Source organism: Prevotella corporis DSM 18810 = JCM 8529 (genome assembly GCF_000430525.1).
Lineage (GTDB): Bacteria > Bacteroidota > Bacteroidia > Bacteroidales > Bacteroidaceae > Prevotella > Prevotella corporis.
In genome coordinates, this window is the sequence record NZ_AUME01000028.1 from 21,337 (window position 1) to 37,551 (window position 16,215).

A 16,215-nucleotide genomic window follows, 5' to 3' on the forward strand; every position below is an offset into this window, starting at 1 on the left:
ATCTATTTGTTCTTATATAATTTTCTTCTACCAAAAAAATATTGGCCTTTGGCACGTGTTCTGTTGCCATATTGTATCGCATGATGCGGACAATGATGGTAGCAAGCAAAGCATGTAAGGCACTTGTCGTTGTGGAGCCATACCGGCTTATGCCCCAATCCGCCTTTAATATCATTCACGGGGCAAACCTCAGCACAAATCCCACATCTAACACATTTTTCATCTACAACTCTGAAAGGCTTGTCGGTGATGAGAAACTTTTGAAAAAATGCCCCCACAGGACCAGAGAAAAAATCTGGGACGGGCCCTCTTGTAAGTTCATTCCACCCTAATGGACCATTTTTATCCACTGGTTTGCGCTCATTGATGATGGCTGCAAACTCGTTGATTTGCTCTTTTGCCGTTTCTATTTTCAGTTTTTCCTTCTCTTGGGTGTCGACGTCCATACCTGGAAGGCCAACATACGATTCTGGCATGATGATAGAGGCAACGGCACTGAGGCGCAATTCGCAACTTGAGTTTATCTTTTGGAAGAGGCTTCTGAATCTTTCCATAGTCCTTCCGATAGAATCCCCAGTAGTAAGCAGACAAAAGCTGTAATGCGCTTCATTGTCGGTAGTTTCAACTTTAAGCCTTTCTAAGAACTCTGTTAAAATCCGTGGTATCCTCCATCCGTGAACGGGAAACACAAAGCCTATTATCTCATTCTCTTTGAGTGAATAACTACATGTATCCTTTATTGCATCTGAGATATTAACAAGCTGTTCTCCAGTTTTGTTCTTCAACTCTGTTGCCGTCCAACGACTGTTTCCTGTTGCAGAAAAGTAGAATATCATAAGGCAAAGATAAGGATAAATTCTGAATATTCAAATATGTAGATAATATTTCTTGTTAATTTTAAAATGATGATTTTAAGGTTAGCTTTCAGGTTGGAGACGAAAAATTGTGAGAAATTACCTTTATTGAGTATTCTGGCATTATTTTTTAGCGTTTGAACATCACACAATCAATCATAAGAAAACATCAACAAAAACTAATCTATAATATGCTGAAAATCAATGTGATGAATAACACTATTCAAAAGTTCAGCTATTGTCATGTGAGAGGTCACCTTTTGTGTGATGAAAGGTCATCTTTTGATCTGCCATGTCTTATCTTCCCACCAATGATGTGCTAATGCTTTTCTATAGAATACAAAGGCATTAAGATGGTTATTACTGGATATTTAGTTATGATGAGGAATGCGTAAAAGATTGTTGCTTCCAGGTGGACTTCAATGCGTGGATGGATTATCATCGTATTGTTCTCGATTGGTGAGAATTCCCGCTTAACCTAACTGCTCATTAGGCTTGCATGATGATCGGGCAGTCTAACCACTGCGGAGTGAATGGAGGCTGGCATGCTGCGATGTCTCCAAATTGGAGGATTGGCTTTTTATCTAATAAAACCAGTTTAGAGTTAATTGAAATAGCTAAACGAGTTGGCTTTCAAAATTTCAATGTGTGTTTTGATTGCTAAGATTTTGTTTTGATATGCGAATTTATTTGGTCTATAATTAGCTAAGGCACGTGAAAAATTTGTAACTTTGTACTTGTTAACCTTATATCGAATGAAGAAAGACCTAAGTTTGCAATTGTATCCTCTGGTAAAGTTAGCCTTCTCGCTTATTATGGGAATGCAAATCGAGACCTGGCTTAATATCTCTTTCGGAGGATGGATTGGGCTGATGGTTGTAAGTTTGGTTATTTCTTGTCTTGTACGGAATGCCAAATTCCTGAAGAGTATTGGGCTTTTGTTTTCAGTTGGTTCGTTGGGCGGATGCCTCATGGGACAAGCGATAAATAAGACAAACATAGATTTGCCTTCACAACCCATTTTGTACGATGCTATTGTCTTGACCGAGCCTGTAGAACACGGCAGAGTCATGAAGATGGATTTGGGCATTTTGAAAGATGACGTCATGTTCAAAGCGAAGGCTTCCTTGTTAAAAGACACTGTAGCTGCTCGATACAAAAGACTTCATGTGGGCGATGGAATGCGCATATATTCTCAATTGGAGCATCCTGTAAACTTTATTGATTCAGATTTTGATTATCCCTGGTGGTTGAAAACTCATGGCTATGTGGGAGAAACTTTTATTTACTACAAAAATTGGAATAAAGTTTCTCTTGATTTGCGAAAACTTAGTTATTGGAATCGGGCTTTGCTGGTTACGAAAAAGGTCAGAAAACGTCTTTTAGATCAGTATCATTATGCTCAAATAGAAGGAGATAATCTGGCTGTTTTATCTGCGATGACGGTTGGTGATAAGACATTGTTAAGTAGAGAGTTAAAGGATGATTATTCCGTTTCTGGTGCAAGTCATGTGCTTGCTTTGTCAGGTTTGCATTTAAGCATTATCTATGGAATTTTATTTTACATTCTTTCCTTGTGCAAAGGTGTTGTGGGAATGCGCTTTTTACGGAAATTTGGAATAAAGGAAATTATCATTATGGTGGCGATATGGACATACGTGGGCATTGTTGATTTCTCACCATCGGTTGTACGTTCTGCATTGATGCTTACCATATATTCTATGGTAGCATTGTTGAATAGAAATAAATTATCAGTCAATACTTTGGCGTTGGCTGCAATCATTATGTTGATTATCCAACCATTGAATCTTTTCGATGTCGGCTTTCAATTATCTTTCATGGCGGTATTGTCGATTACATTATCGTCGTCATTGTTTTATCATCTGATTTCTGCTGAGTTTCTACAACGATTCTGGATGTTAAAATGGATATGGGGGATGTTGGCGGTTTCCATTGCTGCACAATTGGGCACCGCTCCACTTGTGGCCTACTATTTTGGGAGATTCTCTTGTTATTTTCTCATTACTAATATGGTGGTTGTACCGTGTGTCATGTTCATTCTTTATCTTGCTGTTGTCATGTTCGCCACCGTCTCATTGCCACAAATTCATCAGGTAATTACCGAATTAGTGGTGATGCTGACAAATCTAACAAATATGTTCTTACATTGGGTATCCTCCTTACCAGGAGCTAGCATCGACAACATTCAAATATCAGGCTTACAGGTTTTTCTCATTTATGTTTTTTTGTTTTGTTGTTGGCTCTTGTCTATTTTCTTCCATGAAAGACTGAAATTTCATTAATTTTTTTCTATCTTTGTACCTGCTTATGCAGAGGTATTTTATCAATTTCTCTTATGACGGGACTCATTATCATGGGTGGCAGGTTCAGCCAAATGGAATTTCGGTTCAAGAAGTTTTAGAGAAAGCCCTGTCAACTCTATTGCGAGATGAAGTCAAGGTGGTGGGTGCTGGTAGGACTGATGCCGGTGTTCATGCCAGAATGATGATTGCTCATTTCGATTTGTCAAGTTTGATAAATGTTGAACAGTTGGCATATAAATTAAATCGCTTGTTGCCGAGGGATATATCTGTAACTGAAATTTATCCTGTTGATGGTGATTTACATGCCCGGTTTTCTGCCACGTCTCGTACTTACCATTATTATATCCATTGTTCGAAAAATCCTTTTTTGCAGCAATATTCATATGAAATGAATTATGAGTTGGATTTTGACAAGATGAACGAGGCAGCCCAGTATCTGTTAGGAACAAAGGATTTTAGGTGCTTTTGCAAGTCTGGCTCCGATGTGCGGACAACAATCTGTACAATCACTGAGGCAATATGGTATCAAGTCACACCACCAAATGATAATGCGGGCGGAGTCAGCGACTGTCAGTGGTGTTTTGTCATTACTGCCAATCGTTTTCTGAGGAATATGGTGCGCGCTGTCGTCGGAACACTTGTGGATGTCGGGCGCGGAAGACTGACTTTGGAGGAATTTATGCAGGTTGTTGATGAGGGAAAGCGAAGTGATGCCGGTGAGAGTATGCCTGGAAAAGCATTGTTTCTGTGGGAAGTTAAGTATTGATACTGTTAATTTTATGGGATAACCCAAACCCAATTATTTTGTATAACCTATTGTTTGATAATAAAATACAATATTTTATGTTTGTTTTCCTCTTGAATTAATAACAAAAGGAATTAGAATTGATATAAAATTGATTTTTCTTTGATGATTCACAATAATATGTTACTTTTGCAACTAAACAAACAAATTTGTTATGAAGAATATTTTTCGCGGCTTAGGTGTTGCTCTTGTCACACCGTTTGCTACAAATGGTGATATTGATTATAAGGCTCTAGAGAATTTGGTTGAGTATCAGCTCGACAATGGAGCTGATTTCTTATGTATATTGGCAACAACAGGAGAAACTCCCTGCTTGTCTTCAGAGGAAAAAAAAGAACTGACAACTTTCATAAAGTCAGTTGTCAAAGGTCGTGTTCCCATCCTAAAGTATTGTGGAGGCAATTATACTGCCGCTGTTGTAGAGGAGATAAAAGAATCGGATTGGCAAGGAATTGATGGAATTCTGAGTATATGTCCTTACTACAACAAACCGAGTCAAGAAGGTCTTTATCAACATTTTAAAGCCATTGCCGAAGTTTCGCCACTACCAGTTGTCATGTATAATGTCCCTGGTAGAACGGGTGTGAACATGACAGCTGAGACTACAGTGAGAATTGCTACTGATTTTTCTAATATTGTCGGAATAAAAGAGGCGTCAGGGGATTTGGAGCAGATAGATGAAATCATGAAACGAAAGCCTAACAACTTTGAGGTTATCAGTGGTGATGATGCTCTAACTTTCCCAATGATAGTTAGTGGTGCAGTTGGTGTTATCTCTGTTATTGGCAATGCCCTACCAAAGGAATTCTCAAGGATGATTCGTTTGGAATTCAATGGGGAATTTGAAGCGGCAAGAAAGATTCATCATCAATTTACTGAACTTTATAAATTACTATTTGTTGATGGTAATCCTGCTGGGTGTAAGGCTTTGTTAAGCGACATGGGAATGATTGAAAATGTGTTGCGCCTCCCGTTAATTCCTACCCGAATAGAAACAAAACAAAAAATGAATGAGATATTAAAAGGGATGAGACATTAATGTCTCATCCCTTTTTACTTTTTGTTAGATGTATTTCTATAATGCATTTGGTATAGTTATTTCGCCTGCGATAGATTGGTTCATGTATTGGCGGATTGTGTCTGGGTCTGAGAAGCGTGCTTGCAGGTGCATAAGTTTTGTTACAGCAGCCTCCACTGTGCTATCATAACCTGTAACAATCCCTGCTTCTTTCAGGTGATATCCAGCATCGTACCGGCTCATTTCTACTTGTCCGCTTATACATTGGCTGATGTTCACAACCACAATTCCTCTCATTGATGCCTCCTTCAATTGTTTCAAGAGCCACGGAGTCTGTGGGGCATTTCCGCTACCGAACGATCGCATGACTATGCCTCGAAGCCCTGGTGCGTCGAGTGCGTGTTTGACGATATTTTCTTCTAAACCTGGGTACAAAGAAAATACCATTAGATTATTATCAAGGCCTGGATGTGGAATCATCGGCTTGTTGAAGTCTGGTTTGAGAATATGGTGCTCTTGGAACGTAAAATTAACACCAGCTTCGCATAAATGAGGGTAATTGAATGAGTCAAAGGCATTGAACTCTTCGGCATTTTGCTTGGTTGACCTGTTGCCACGAAGCAAGTGCCCATTAAAGTAAATACAGACTTCAGGGACCATTGGAGTTCCATCAGCTTTATAGGTGGATGCCAACTCAATACTGGTCATCAAATTTTCTTTTCCGTCAGTTCTTAATTGTCCGATAGGCAGTTGTGATCCAGTCAAGATGACAGGTTTTGTAAGATTCTCACACATGAACGAAAGCACCGACGCAGTGTAGGACATGGTATCTGTTCCATGCAAGATGACAAATCCGTCGTATTGATCATACCTCTCGGAGATGATATCTAAAATTTGTTTCCAATGTGTTGGAGACATATTTGATGAATCAATAGGTGGAATAAACTGGTATGTATCGATATCAGTAGATATTTGTTTGAATTCAGGGACATTATCAGCTAAATGGTTAAAATCCAAAGGTTCTAAGGCGCCAGTTACACAATTGCTTCCCATGCCAATGGTTCCGCCGGTGTAGATTAATAAAACTCTATTTGTTCTTTTCATGTTAGTATTATCTTTGGCGCAAAGATAGTAAAAAGATTTCATCCATAATGCATTAATGTAGTTGATTTTTCTTTTTTGATGCGTAAAACTTTAAATCAATAAGCGAAATAATCTTTTCCGATGGTAATTAAAAAAATAGTTTTGATAGCTTAGTGTTATCTCTTATGTGCATCTAATTGTAAGCTGTCTAATTAAATTGCTAATTTGTAAATTTCCTATTGGTTCAATAATTTTAATTTATTTAATGCTTAAGACTAAATTTTCTTGATTAAGGTAGGTGGATTTAGACGCGTTATTGATAATTAAAAACCATATTGATGAATCAAATGTGATAGTATCATGGTATAGAATTAAAGGATTGTAAATTTATCCAGCTACCTTTCATAGAATGGAAGTTCAACATTCGCAAAGTAAATGCTGACCTTTTGGCGACTAAAAGCTGAGCTATTAAGGCTCAAAAGCTAACCTATCATCAGCCAATGTGTATAATTCTGATTCTTAGTTTGTTATCTGATTGTATTTATTTTTTAACTTTAAGCATCTATTTCGCTGTCTTTTGGGTAATTGTTCATTTTTTACTCTATGTGTAGAACTTTTCATTGTTCTTGTCTTCACACGACAAAACAAATAAGACCCATCGTTTGCAAAAGGGTTGCGGTATAGAAATGGTTTCTCTCTTATGACTGAAAGATCATTCTGTCGTGATACATGTCAATTCAAAACTCTCAATATGATTTGATATCTTCTGATAGTTTTCCGCCAATAACTAAATATTATTTATTAATCTTTTAAGAAATGTTCAAGTGTTGAATGTAAAAGTTAATCTTTCTCTTGTTGTTGTCAAAAAATAGTAGTATTTTTGCAACATCTTTGATATAATAACGTTATTGCACTTATAAATATATGAAGAAATTACTGTTGTTCCTTATTGTCGGTGTCACGATACTATCTTTTGTGGGGTGTGGCTCAAGTAAGAAAGTTGCTTACTGGCAAAATATCGACTCTATAAGTTTGGCGGCATCAAAGGGGTTATACGATGCGCGAATCTTACCAAAGGATGAACTGACGATTTTGGTTCAGACTTCAGATCCCATTACTTCCGAGCCTTTTAATTTAAGGCAGTCTGGCTCAGCTGGTTCAGGCCAAAGTAGAGTGCAGGGATACCTTGTTGATAATAATGGATACATTAATTTTCCAATTGTCGGTAAAATTCATGTAGCTGGATTGACAAAGACAGAATGTGAGGATTTGGTTAAGAGTAAAATTCAACCCTATTTATCACGTACGGAAAACCCATTGGTAGCCGTCCGCATGAGTAGTTATCGTGTCACCGTTACTGGCGAAGTCAATAGACCTGGAGTTATTCCTGTATCGACAGAAAAGATGAGTATTATGGAAGCTTTGGCAGAAGCTGGCGATTTGACAATTTATGGAAAACGAGAAAATGTAATGCTTATCCGTGAAGATGCAAATGGAGAAAAACATAATGTTCGGTTAAATCTTAAGGATGCCAATGTCATTAATTCTCCTTATTATTATTTGCAGCAGAACGATGTAGTATATGTTGAGCCCAATAATGTCAAAGCTAGGAATTCAGAAATTGGCAGTTCAACAACTATCTGGTTTTCTGTAATAGGGATTCTCACATCGTTGACTTCTTTATTATTTACAGTTCTAAGATAATTTAGATGTTACGTGAATTTAGAATCAAACTTAGAATTTATTGTACATTAACTCATGGTTTTCTGTGATTTAACGAATGATAAGTTTGAATTGATTTTATTTTAGTATTCTAAATCTCATTTTATGTGTGGTATAGTAGGTTACATCGGGAGTAAGCGTCAGGCTTATCCAATGTTAATAAAAGGTCTAAAAAGACTGGAGTATCGTGGATATGATAGTGCTGGTATTGCACTCATTAACAGTGATAATAGTCTAAATGTCTATAAGTCCAAAGGCAAGGTGTCAGATCTCGAAACTTTTTGTGCTGATAAAAAAACAGAAGGAACTGTTGGTATAGCCCATACAAGATGGGCTACACATGGCGAGCCTTCGTCAACGAATGCTCATCCCCATTATTCTCAGTCAAAGAATTTAGCCATTATTCATAATGGTATCATTGAGAATTATGCAGAGATAAAGAAGAATTTACAGGATAAGGGTGTTAAATTTCTTTCTGACACTGATACGGAAGTCTTGGTTCAATTAGTAGAATATATTCAGGCCAAAAAGAATCTTGATCTTCTTGCTGCAGTTCAAGTGGCCTTGCATCAGGTAATCGGGGCTTACGCAATAGCAATCCTTGATAAGCGTAATCCTGATACGATAATAGCTGCTCGAAAACAAAGTCCGTTGGTTGTTGGGATAGGTGATGGTGAATTCTTTCTCGGTTCCGATGCAACGCCAATTATAGAATATACCGATAAAGTCGTATATCTGGATGATGGGAATATTGCAGTCATGAAGCTTGGTGAGGAGTTGAAGGTCGTTAATATTCTTAACAAGAAACTTTCTCTTGAGGTAAAGACAGTAGATCTCAATCTTGGGCAAATAGAAAAAGGTGGCTATCCGCATTTCATGCTCAAAGAGATCTTTGAACAACCAGACTGTTTACGAAACTGTATGCGTGGACGTATTAATGTTGAGCATGATAAAGTCGTGTTAAGTGCACTGATTGATTATCGCGAAAACTTGGTTAATGCTAACCGAATCATTATTGTAGCTTGTGGAACAAGTTGGCATGCAGGTTTAATAGGAAAGCAGATGATTGAAACGTTCTGCCGTATTCCAGTAGATGTCGAATATGCGAGCGAGTTTCGATACCGTAATCCTGTAGTCTCTAAAGACGATGTCGTAATAGCATTGTCTCAAAGTGGTGAAACAGCTGATACGCTGGCAGCGGTTGAGCTTGCTAAAGAGAAAGGAGCCTTCATCTATGGAATATGTAATGCAATCGGGTCTAGCATACCGCGGGCGACCGACACAGGAACTTACATTCATGTCGGGCCAGAGATAGGGGTGGCTTCAACAAAGGCTTTTACTGGACAGGTTACCGTTTTAACGATGTTTGGCCTTGCATTGGCTGAAGCAAAAGGAACGGTTGAGCAAGAAGAATATTTGAGGGTTGTCAAGGAATTGGCTTTAATGCCTGATAAAATTTCGGAAGTCCTAAAGATGAATGATATCGTAGCTGATCTTGCCCGTACATTTACTTATGCACATAACTTTATATATCTTGGCAGAGGGTTCAGCTATCCCGTGGCTTTGGAGGGAGCATTGAAGTTGAAGGAAATATCTTATATTCATGCCGAGGGTTACCCAGCTGCAGAGATGAAGCACGGTCCCATAGCGTTGATAGACTCTGATATGCCAGTCGTTGTTATAGCTACTCACAATGCAATGTATGAGAAGGTTAGAAGCAATATCCAAGAAATTAAAGCCCGCCAAGGACGAGTAATTGCGCTTGTCTCAAAAGGTGATCAGACTATTTCAAAGATTGCAGATGCGGTAATAGAATTGCCAGATACATTGGAGTGTCTTGAGCCCTTACTTGCAACAATTCCATTACAGCTACTCGCTTATCATATAGCTGTCTGTAAGGGAAAGGATGTGGATCAACCTCGAAACCTGGCTAAATCAGTAACTGTAGAGTAACACAAATAGAATACAAACCTTAATTAATGGAAAGAAATATTCATGAAGATTGTGGTGTGGCAATGATAAGATTGCTCAAACCACTTGACTATTATCAGAAAAAGTATGGTACATGGATGTATGCACTGAATAAACTTTATCTGATGATGGAGAAGCAACATAATAGGGGACAGGAAGGAGCAGGAATGGCAGCCGTTAAGTTATGTTCTGATCCAGGCAATGAATACATGTTCAGGCAGCGGGCAGAAGGAAAAAATGCCGTTACAGAAATCTTTGGTAATGTTCATCGTTCTTTCAATGATTATTCTGCAGAACAATTAGCAGATGCGTCATATGCGGAAAAAGAATTGCCATTTGCTGGCGAACTCTATATGGGCCACCTCCGGTATTCCACGACTGGTAAGAGTGGCCTTTCTTATGTCCATCCTTTTCTTAGGAGAAACAATTGGAAAGCTAAGAATCTAGCGCTCTGCGGTAACTTCAATATGACGAATATCAATGAAATATTTGAAAAGTTGACCGAGCAAGGACAATGTCCACGAATATACAGTGATACTTATATTCTATTGGAGTTAATGGGGCATCGCCTTGATAGGGAAGTTGAACGTTGTTTTGTTAATGCTAAGTCTGAGGGACTTGAAAAGCAAGACATTACAATGTCTATCGAAGATCATATTGGGATTAAGAATGTACTTAAGACTACCATGCACGCCTTTGACGGGGGATATGTTGTATGTGGATTGACTGGATCTGGAGAAATGTTCTCCATGCGTGATCCCTGGGGAATACGTCCTGCTTATTATTATATGGATGATGAAATAGTAGCTTTGGCGAGTGAAAGACCTGTTCTTCAGACTACATTTGACTTGACATGTGAGGATGTTAAGGAATTAATGCCTGGTCAGGCACTCATTGTGAACAAAAAGGGGCAATTTAGTCTCAAACAGATAATTGAACAAAAAGGTGATTGCGCTTGTTCATTTGAACGAATTTATTTTTCACGTGGTTCTGATAGAGACATCTATAAAGAACGTAAAAAGTTGGGTGAGCAACTAACTGAGAACGTTTTACAGTCGGTTGGATATGATACCCGCCATACTGTTCTTTCGTTTATTCCCAATACAGCAGAAGTGGCATTCTATGGCTTACTTCAGGGCTTTAAATTATGGTTGAATTCCCAGAAGGTCAATCGTATAAAAGCTTTGGGTCATTCTCCTTCCGAAGACGAACTTGCTTCTATTCTTAATCAATCAATTCGTTCTGAGAAAGTAGCTTGGAAGGATATAAAGCTCCGCACTTTCATTACTGAAGGTAATTCGCGAAAGGATTTGGCATCGCACGTTTATGATATTAGCTATGAGAGTATTGTTCCTTACGAAGATAATCTTGTAATAATTGATGATTCTATAGTAAGAGGGACAACGTTGAAAGAGAGTATTTTGCGTATTCTTGACCGACTCCATCCAAAGAAAATTGTTATTGTTTCCAGTGCTCCTCAAATTCGCTACCCAGATTATTATGGTATTGATATGCCGCGATTAGAGGAATTTTGTGTTTTCAGAGCTACGATAGAGTTAATAAAAGAACGTAAAATGTGTGCTTTACTTGATGAGATATACAGTGAATGCAAAAAGGAAGTTGTCAAATCAAGTGATGATCTGATTGTCAACGCTGTTCGAAAAGTTTATTCTCCTTTCTCAGTAGAAGAGATTAATAAAAAAATCGTTGAGATGTTGCGCCCTGAAGGTATGAAAACGCCTGTGGATTTGGTATATCAGAGTATTGAGGGGCTGCACGAAGCAATACCTAATCATAAGGGAGATTGGTATTTTACTGGCGAATATCCAACACCAGGGGGAATGAGGCTCGTAAATCAAGCTTTCATCAACTATTATGAGAACGTATATAAAAAATAAAAATTCGAATCAAGAAAGAATATATAATAATGAGGAATGTAACTTTAGTCTTAAGTGATGGTACAGAATTTCATGGTAAATCATTTGGTTATGATGCCCCTGTAGCTGGTGAGGTCGTTTTTAATACGGCTATGATGGGGTATCCAGAGAGTTTGACAGACCCGTCGTATGCTGGTCAGATGCTTACAATGACTTTCCCATTGGTTGGTAATTATGGTGTACCTCCATTTACAATTGAGGAGAACAGAATCCCTTCTTTCATGGAAAGCAACAAGATATATGTCTCAGCTCTTATTGTATCTGACTATAGCGAAGAATATTCTCATTGGAATGCTGTGGAAAGTCTGGCGAGTTGGTTGAAAAGAGAACACGTTCCAGGAATTACTGGTATTGATACCCGTGAGCTGACAAAATTGCTACGGGAGAATGGAGTGCTGATGGGCAAGATAATCTTTGACGACGAGCCTGAGAATATACCTGAAGCGGTTTATGAAGGGGTTAATTTTGTTGATATGGTTTCCACAAAACAAATCATCAAGTACAACGAAGGCGCAGGCAAAAAGGTTGTACTCGTTGATTGCGGAGTTAAGGCAAATATACTTCGAGAGCTTGTAGAGAGAAATGTGGAAATAATAAGAGTGCCATGGAATTATGATTATACAACTTTGGATTACGATGGGCTATTCCTTGCCAACGGACCTGGTGATCCTGACATGTGTAGTGATGCTGTAGAGGTTATTCGCAAACAAATGAGTCTCAGCTCTAAACCTATTTGTGGAATATGTATGGGTAATCAGTTGTTGGCTAAAGCTGCAGGTGCAAAAATTTATAAGCTGAAATATGGGCATCGTGGTCATAATCAACCCGTAAGGATGGTTGGTACAAACAAGTGTTTCATTACTTCCCAGAATCATGGATATGCAGTAGATGTGAATACACTTGAGAAGGACTGGGAGGAATTGTTCGTAAATATGAACGATGGCAGCAATGAGGGTATTCGGCATAAAACAAACCAATGGTTTAGCTCACAGTTTCATCCGGAAGCAAGTTCTGGGCCTGTTGATACTGAGTTCTTATTTGATAAATTTGTAGAAACACTAAAATAATGAAAGACGAATCTATAAAAAAAGTCCTGATTCTTGGTTCAGGCGCATTAAAAATTGGTGAAGCAGGAGAATTTGATTATTCTGGTTCTCAAGCATTAAAGGCATTGCGTGAAGAAGGTGTTTCTACTGTGCTCATTAATCCAAACATTGCAACGGTTCAGACATCTGAAGGTGTTGCTGACCAAATTTATTATCTTCCAGTACAGCCATACTTTGTTGAACGAGTTATCCAAAAGGAAAAGCCAGATGGTATTCTTTTGTCATTTGGTGGCCAGACTGCGTTGAACTGCGGTGTCGAACTCAATCGCCTAGGAATTTTAGAAAAGTATAATGTGAAGGTTCTAGGCACACCCGTTAAGGCCATCATGAACACCGAGGACAGAGAGCTTTTCGTTGCACAATTAGACGAGATAAATGTAAAGACTATCAAAAGTGAGGCATGTGAATCAGTTGAACATGCCAGAAAAGCCGCAGAATTGCTGGGATACCCAGTGATCATCAGGGCAGCCTATGCTTTAGGTGGTTTGGGTAGTGGTTTTGCAGATAATGAAGCAGAGCTGGATAAGCTTTGTGAAAAAGCTTTCGCGTTTTCGCCACAGGTCTTGGTGGAGAAGAGCCTTAAAGGATGGAAGGAGATTGAGTATGAGGTGGTTCGTGACCGCTACGATAACTGTATCACAGTTTGTAACATGGAGAACTTTGACCCACTAGGTATTCATACGGGTGAATCTATTGTCATTGCTCCGTCGCAGACACTTACCAACAGAGAATACCACAAGCTCCGTGAACTTTCCATTCGGATTGTTCGCCACATCGGAATCGTCGGTGAATGTAATGTGCAATATGCTTTCGATCCGCAGAGTGAAGATTATCGTGTAATTGAGGTGAATGCTCGCCTCTCTCGTTCCTCTGCGTTGGCAAGTAAGGCTACTGGTTATCCATTGGCATTTGTTGCTGCAAAATTAGGTATGGGTTATGGCCTTTTTGAGCTGAAGAACTCTGTTACAAAAACCACATCGGCATTCTTTGAGCCAGCTCTTGACTATGTAGTCTGCAAAATCCCCCGTTGGGATTTGAGTAAGTTCCGCGGAGTTGATAAGGAGTTGGGCTCAAGCATGAAGTCTGTTGGAGAGGTGATGGCTATCGGACGTAATTTTGAAGAAGCTATTCAGAAAGGTCTCCGTATGATAGGGCAAGGAATGCATGGTTATGTCGAAAATAAAGAGCTGAAAATCGACGATATTGATGCAGCCTTACGTGAGCCAACGGATAAACGTATTTTCGTTATTTCAAAGGCCATGCACAAGGGTTACACTGTTGAGCAGATTCATGAATTGACTAAAATTGATTGTTGGTTCTTGAATAAGTTGAAGCACATTATTGATATTGATGAGCGTTTGAAAAAATCCAATATCAATACTTTGGGCAAAGAGCAACTCCACGAGGCAAAGGTCTATGGCTTCACTGATTTTCAGATTGCCCGTGCTGTTGGGCTTGAGGATGAAAGCCCGAGTATGCATCATGCCATGCTCGTAGTTCGGAACTTACGCAAGGGCTACGGCATCGTCCCAGTTGTAAAGCAGATAGATACGCTCGCAGCAGAATATCCAGCCCAGACTAATTATCTTTATGTGACCTATGCTGGTATAAAATCCGACATTCAGTTTGCTAGTGATCACGATAGCGTTATTGTCTTAGGGTCAGGAGCTTACCGTATTGGAAGTTCTGTTGAATTTGACTGGTGTGGCGTTCAGGCTTTAAATACTATCCGAAAACAAGGTTATCGTTCAATCATGATCAATTACAACCCAGAAACGGTGTCAACAGACTATGACATGTGCGATCGCCTCTACTTTGATGAATTGACTTTCGAGCGTGTTATGGATATAATAGACCTTGAAAGTCCTCATGGGGTAATTGTTTCTACTGGTGGTCAGATACCTAATAATTTAGCAATGTATCTTGATGCGGAGAACGTTCCAATCTTGGGTACAAAGGCAAAAGACATTGATAATGCCGAAGACCGTGCTAAATTTTCAGCTATGTTAACGGAAAATGGAGTCAATCAACCGGAATGGCGTGCGCTGACGAGTATGAATGATATTGAGGAATTTGTTGATCGGGTAGGCTTCCCCGTTCTGGTTCGTCCTTCTTATGTTCTTTCAGGTGCGGCAATGAACGTTTGTTCTAATAACGAAGAGTTGACGCGATTCCTCCAGTTAGCTGCAAATGTGAGTGAGGACCACCCTGTCGTGGTTAGCAAATTTATAGAGAATGCAAAGGAAATTGAAATGGATGCCGTTGCTAAGGATGGTGAGATCCTGGCATACGCAATCTCGGAACACATCGAGTTTGCTGGAGTTCATTCCGGAGATGCGACTATTCAGTTCCCCCCACAAAAACTATATGTTGAGACTGTCCGCCGTGTGAAACGCATCAGTCGTCAGATTGCCAATGCTTTGCACATAAATGGTCCTTTCAACATCCAGTACATGGCTCGCGACAATGACATTTTGGTCATAGAGTGTAACTTGAGAGCCAGTCGTTCATTTCCATTTGTAAGTAAAGTTTTGAAACTGAACTTTATAGACCTTGCGACCAAAGTCATGTTAGGTGTACCAGTTGAGAAGCCTAATAAGAATCTGTTTGATCTCGAATATGTTGGAATAAAAGCAAGTCAGTTCTCATTTAATCGTTTGCAGAAAGCCGATCCTGTATTGGGAGTAGATATGAGTTCTACAGGTGAGGTAGGATGTTTGGGTGATGACACATCAACGGCTCTACTTAAAAGTATGCTTTCCGTGGGACATCGAATTCCTAAGAAAAACATCTTGCTTTCGACAGGTGGAGCCAAGCAAAAGGCGGAAATGCTGGATGCTGCAAAGACACTAAAGCAACATGGCTATAATATATATGCCACAGAGGGGACATCTAAGTTCTTGGAGGAAAATGGTATTGGTAATACCTTGGTGCATTGGCCTTCCGATGGGGGAAAAACGCCTCAGGCACTGGATTTGCTTCATGAGAAGAAAATCGATATGGTTGTCAATATTCCTAAAGATTTATCACCAAGGGAGCTGACGAATGGTTATAAGATTCGCCGTGCTAGCATCGATCTCAATATCCCTTTAATTACTAACAGCAGACTTGCAAGTGCTTTCATTTCAGCATTCTGTAATGTCAAACTTGACGATATTGACATTAAGGCTTGGGGAGAATATAAATAGGTACGAACTAATGAATGAAATAAAGCTCACACAGGTTTTACTTGTGTGAGTTTTTTATTCTGATATTTCTGTTTGAGAAATATTGCTGTCGTGTAAAAGTTTTTTATTAATTTTATTACTGTCCGCTAAACTTTTGGGTAAGATACAAATTTAGGGCTGGCACTTCTCACGAGGTATCAGCCCTTTTTGTTATCTTTGCTTTTGCTT

The 16,215-nt window shown here is 39.1% G+C and carries 10 protein-coding genes; 8 read left to right on the forward strand and 2 right to left on the reverse strand.

All coding sequences use genetic code 11. From position 1 onward, the window contains the following. Window positions 1-2: 2 nt before the first annotated feature. Window positions 3-836, reverse strand: a complete 834-nt coding sequence (locus H515_RS0106305; protein ID WP_028901730.1) for an EFR1 family ferrodoxin — start codon at window positions 834-836, stop codon at window positions 3-5. Between the two features lie 773 nt (window positions 837-1,609). On the opposite strand from H515_RS0106305, the gene H515_RS0106310 reads away from it, so the two are divergent. The 3 genes from H515_RS0106310 to dapA all read left to right on the forward strand — a co-directional run bounded on the left by H515_RS0106310 (window position 1,610) and on the right by dapA (window position 5,022). Next, window positions 1,610-3,157 carry a ComEC/Rec2 family competence protein gene (locus H515_RS0106310; protein ID WP_025876685.1) on the forward strand — a complete coding sequence of 516 codons (1,548 nt, stop codon included), beginning with the start codon at window positions 1,610-1,612 and terminating at the stop codon, window positions 3,155-3,157. Window positions 3,158-3,182: 25 nt separating this feature from the next. Beyond that, the gene (gene truA, locus H515_RS0106315; protein WP_025876683.1) at window positions 3,183-3,944 is read left to right on the forward strand and encodes a tRNA pseudouridine(38-40) synthase TruA; all 762 of its coding nucleotides are present in this window, start codon (window positions 3,183-3,185) and stop codon (window positions 3,942-3,944) included. A gap of 193 nt (window positions 3,945-4,137) precedes the next feature. Then, window positions 4,138-5,022 (forward strand): 4-hydroxy-tetrahydrodipicolinate synthase, encoded by an 885-nt coding sequence (gene dapA, locus H515_RS0106320; protein ID WP_025876681.1) that lies wholly within the window; start codon window positions 4,138-4,140, stop codon window positions 5,020-5,022. A gap of 36 nt (window positions 5,023-5,058) precedes the next feature. On the opposite strand, the gene H515_RS0106325 is transcribed toward dapA, so the two are convergent. Beyond that, complete coding sequence (locus tag H515_RS0106325; protein ID WP_025876679.1) at window positions 5,059-6,105, reverse strand: asparaginase; 1,047 nt, start codon at window positions 6,103-6,105, stop codon at window positions 5,059-5,061. A 903-nt stretch (window positions 6,106-7,008) separates the two neighbouring features. Here H515_RS0106325 and H515_RS0106330 point away from each other — a divergent pair. From H515_RS0106330 to carB, 5 genes are all read left to right on the forward strand, one after another. Next, window positions 7,009-7,788, forward strand: a complete 780-nt coding sequence (locus H515_RS0106330) for a polysaccharide biosynthesis/export family protein (protein WP_025876677.1) — start codon at window positions 7,009-7,011, stop codon at window positions 7,786-7,788. Between the two features lie 123 nt (window positions 7,789-7,911). Next, complete coding sequence (gene glmS, locus H515_RS0106335; RefSeq protein ID WP_025876675.1) at window positions 7,912-9,759, forward strand: glutamine--fructose-6-phosphate transaminase (isomerizing); 1,848 nt, start codon at window positions 7,912-7,914, stop codon at window positions 9,757-9,759. Window positions 9,760-9,785: 26 nt separating this feature from the next. Next, window positions 9,786-11,675 carry an amidophosphoribosyltransferase gene (locus H515_RS0106340; protein WP_028901731.1) on the forward strand — a complete coding sequence of 630 codons (1,890 nt, stop codon included), beginning with the start codon at window positions 9,786-9,788 and terminating at the stop codon, window positions 11,673-11,675. A gap of 29 nt (window positions 11,676-11,704) precedes the next feature. Beyond that, window positions 11,705-12,781: a glutamine-hydrolyzing carbamoyl-phosphate synthase small subunit gene (gene carA / locus H515_RS0106345; protein ID WP_025876673.1), complete on the forward strand. Its 1,077-nt coding sequence runs from the start codon at window positions 11,705-11,707 to the stop codon at window positions 12,779-12,781. After that, complete coding sequence (gene carB / locus H515_RS0106350; RefSeq protein ID WP_028901732.1) at window positions 12,781-16,008, forward strand: carbamoyl-phosphate synthase (glutamine-hydrolyzing) large subunit; 3,228 nt, start codon at window positions 12,781-12,783, stop codon at window positions 16,006-16,008. The genes carA and carB overlap by 1 nt, the downstream gene beginning before the upstream one ends. Window positions 16,009-16,215 lie beyond the last annotated feature (207 nt).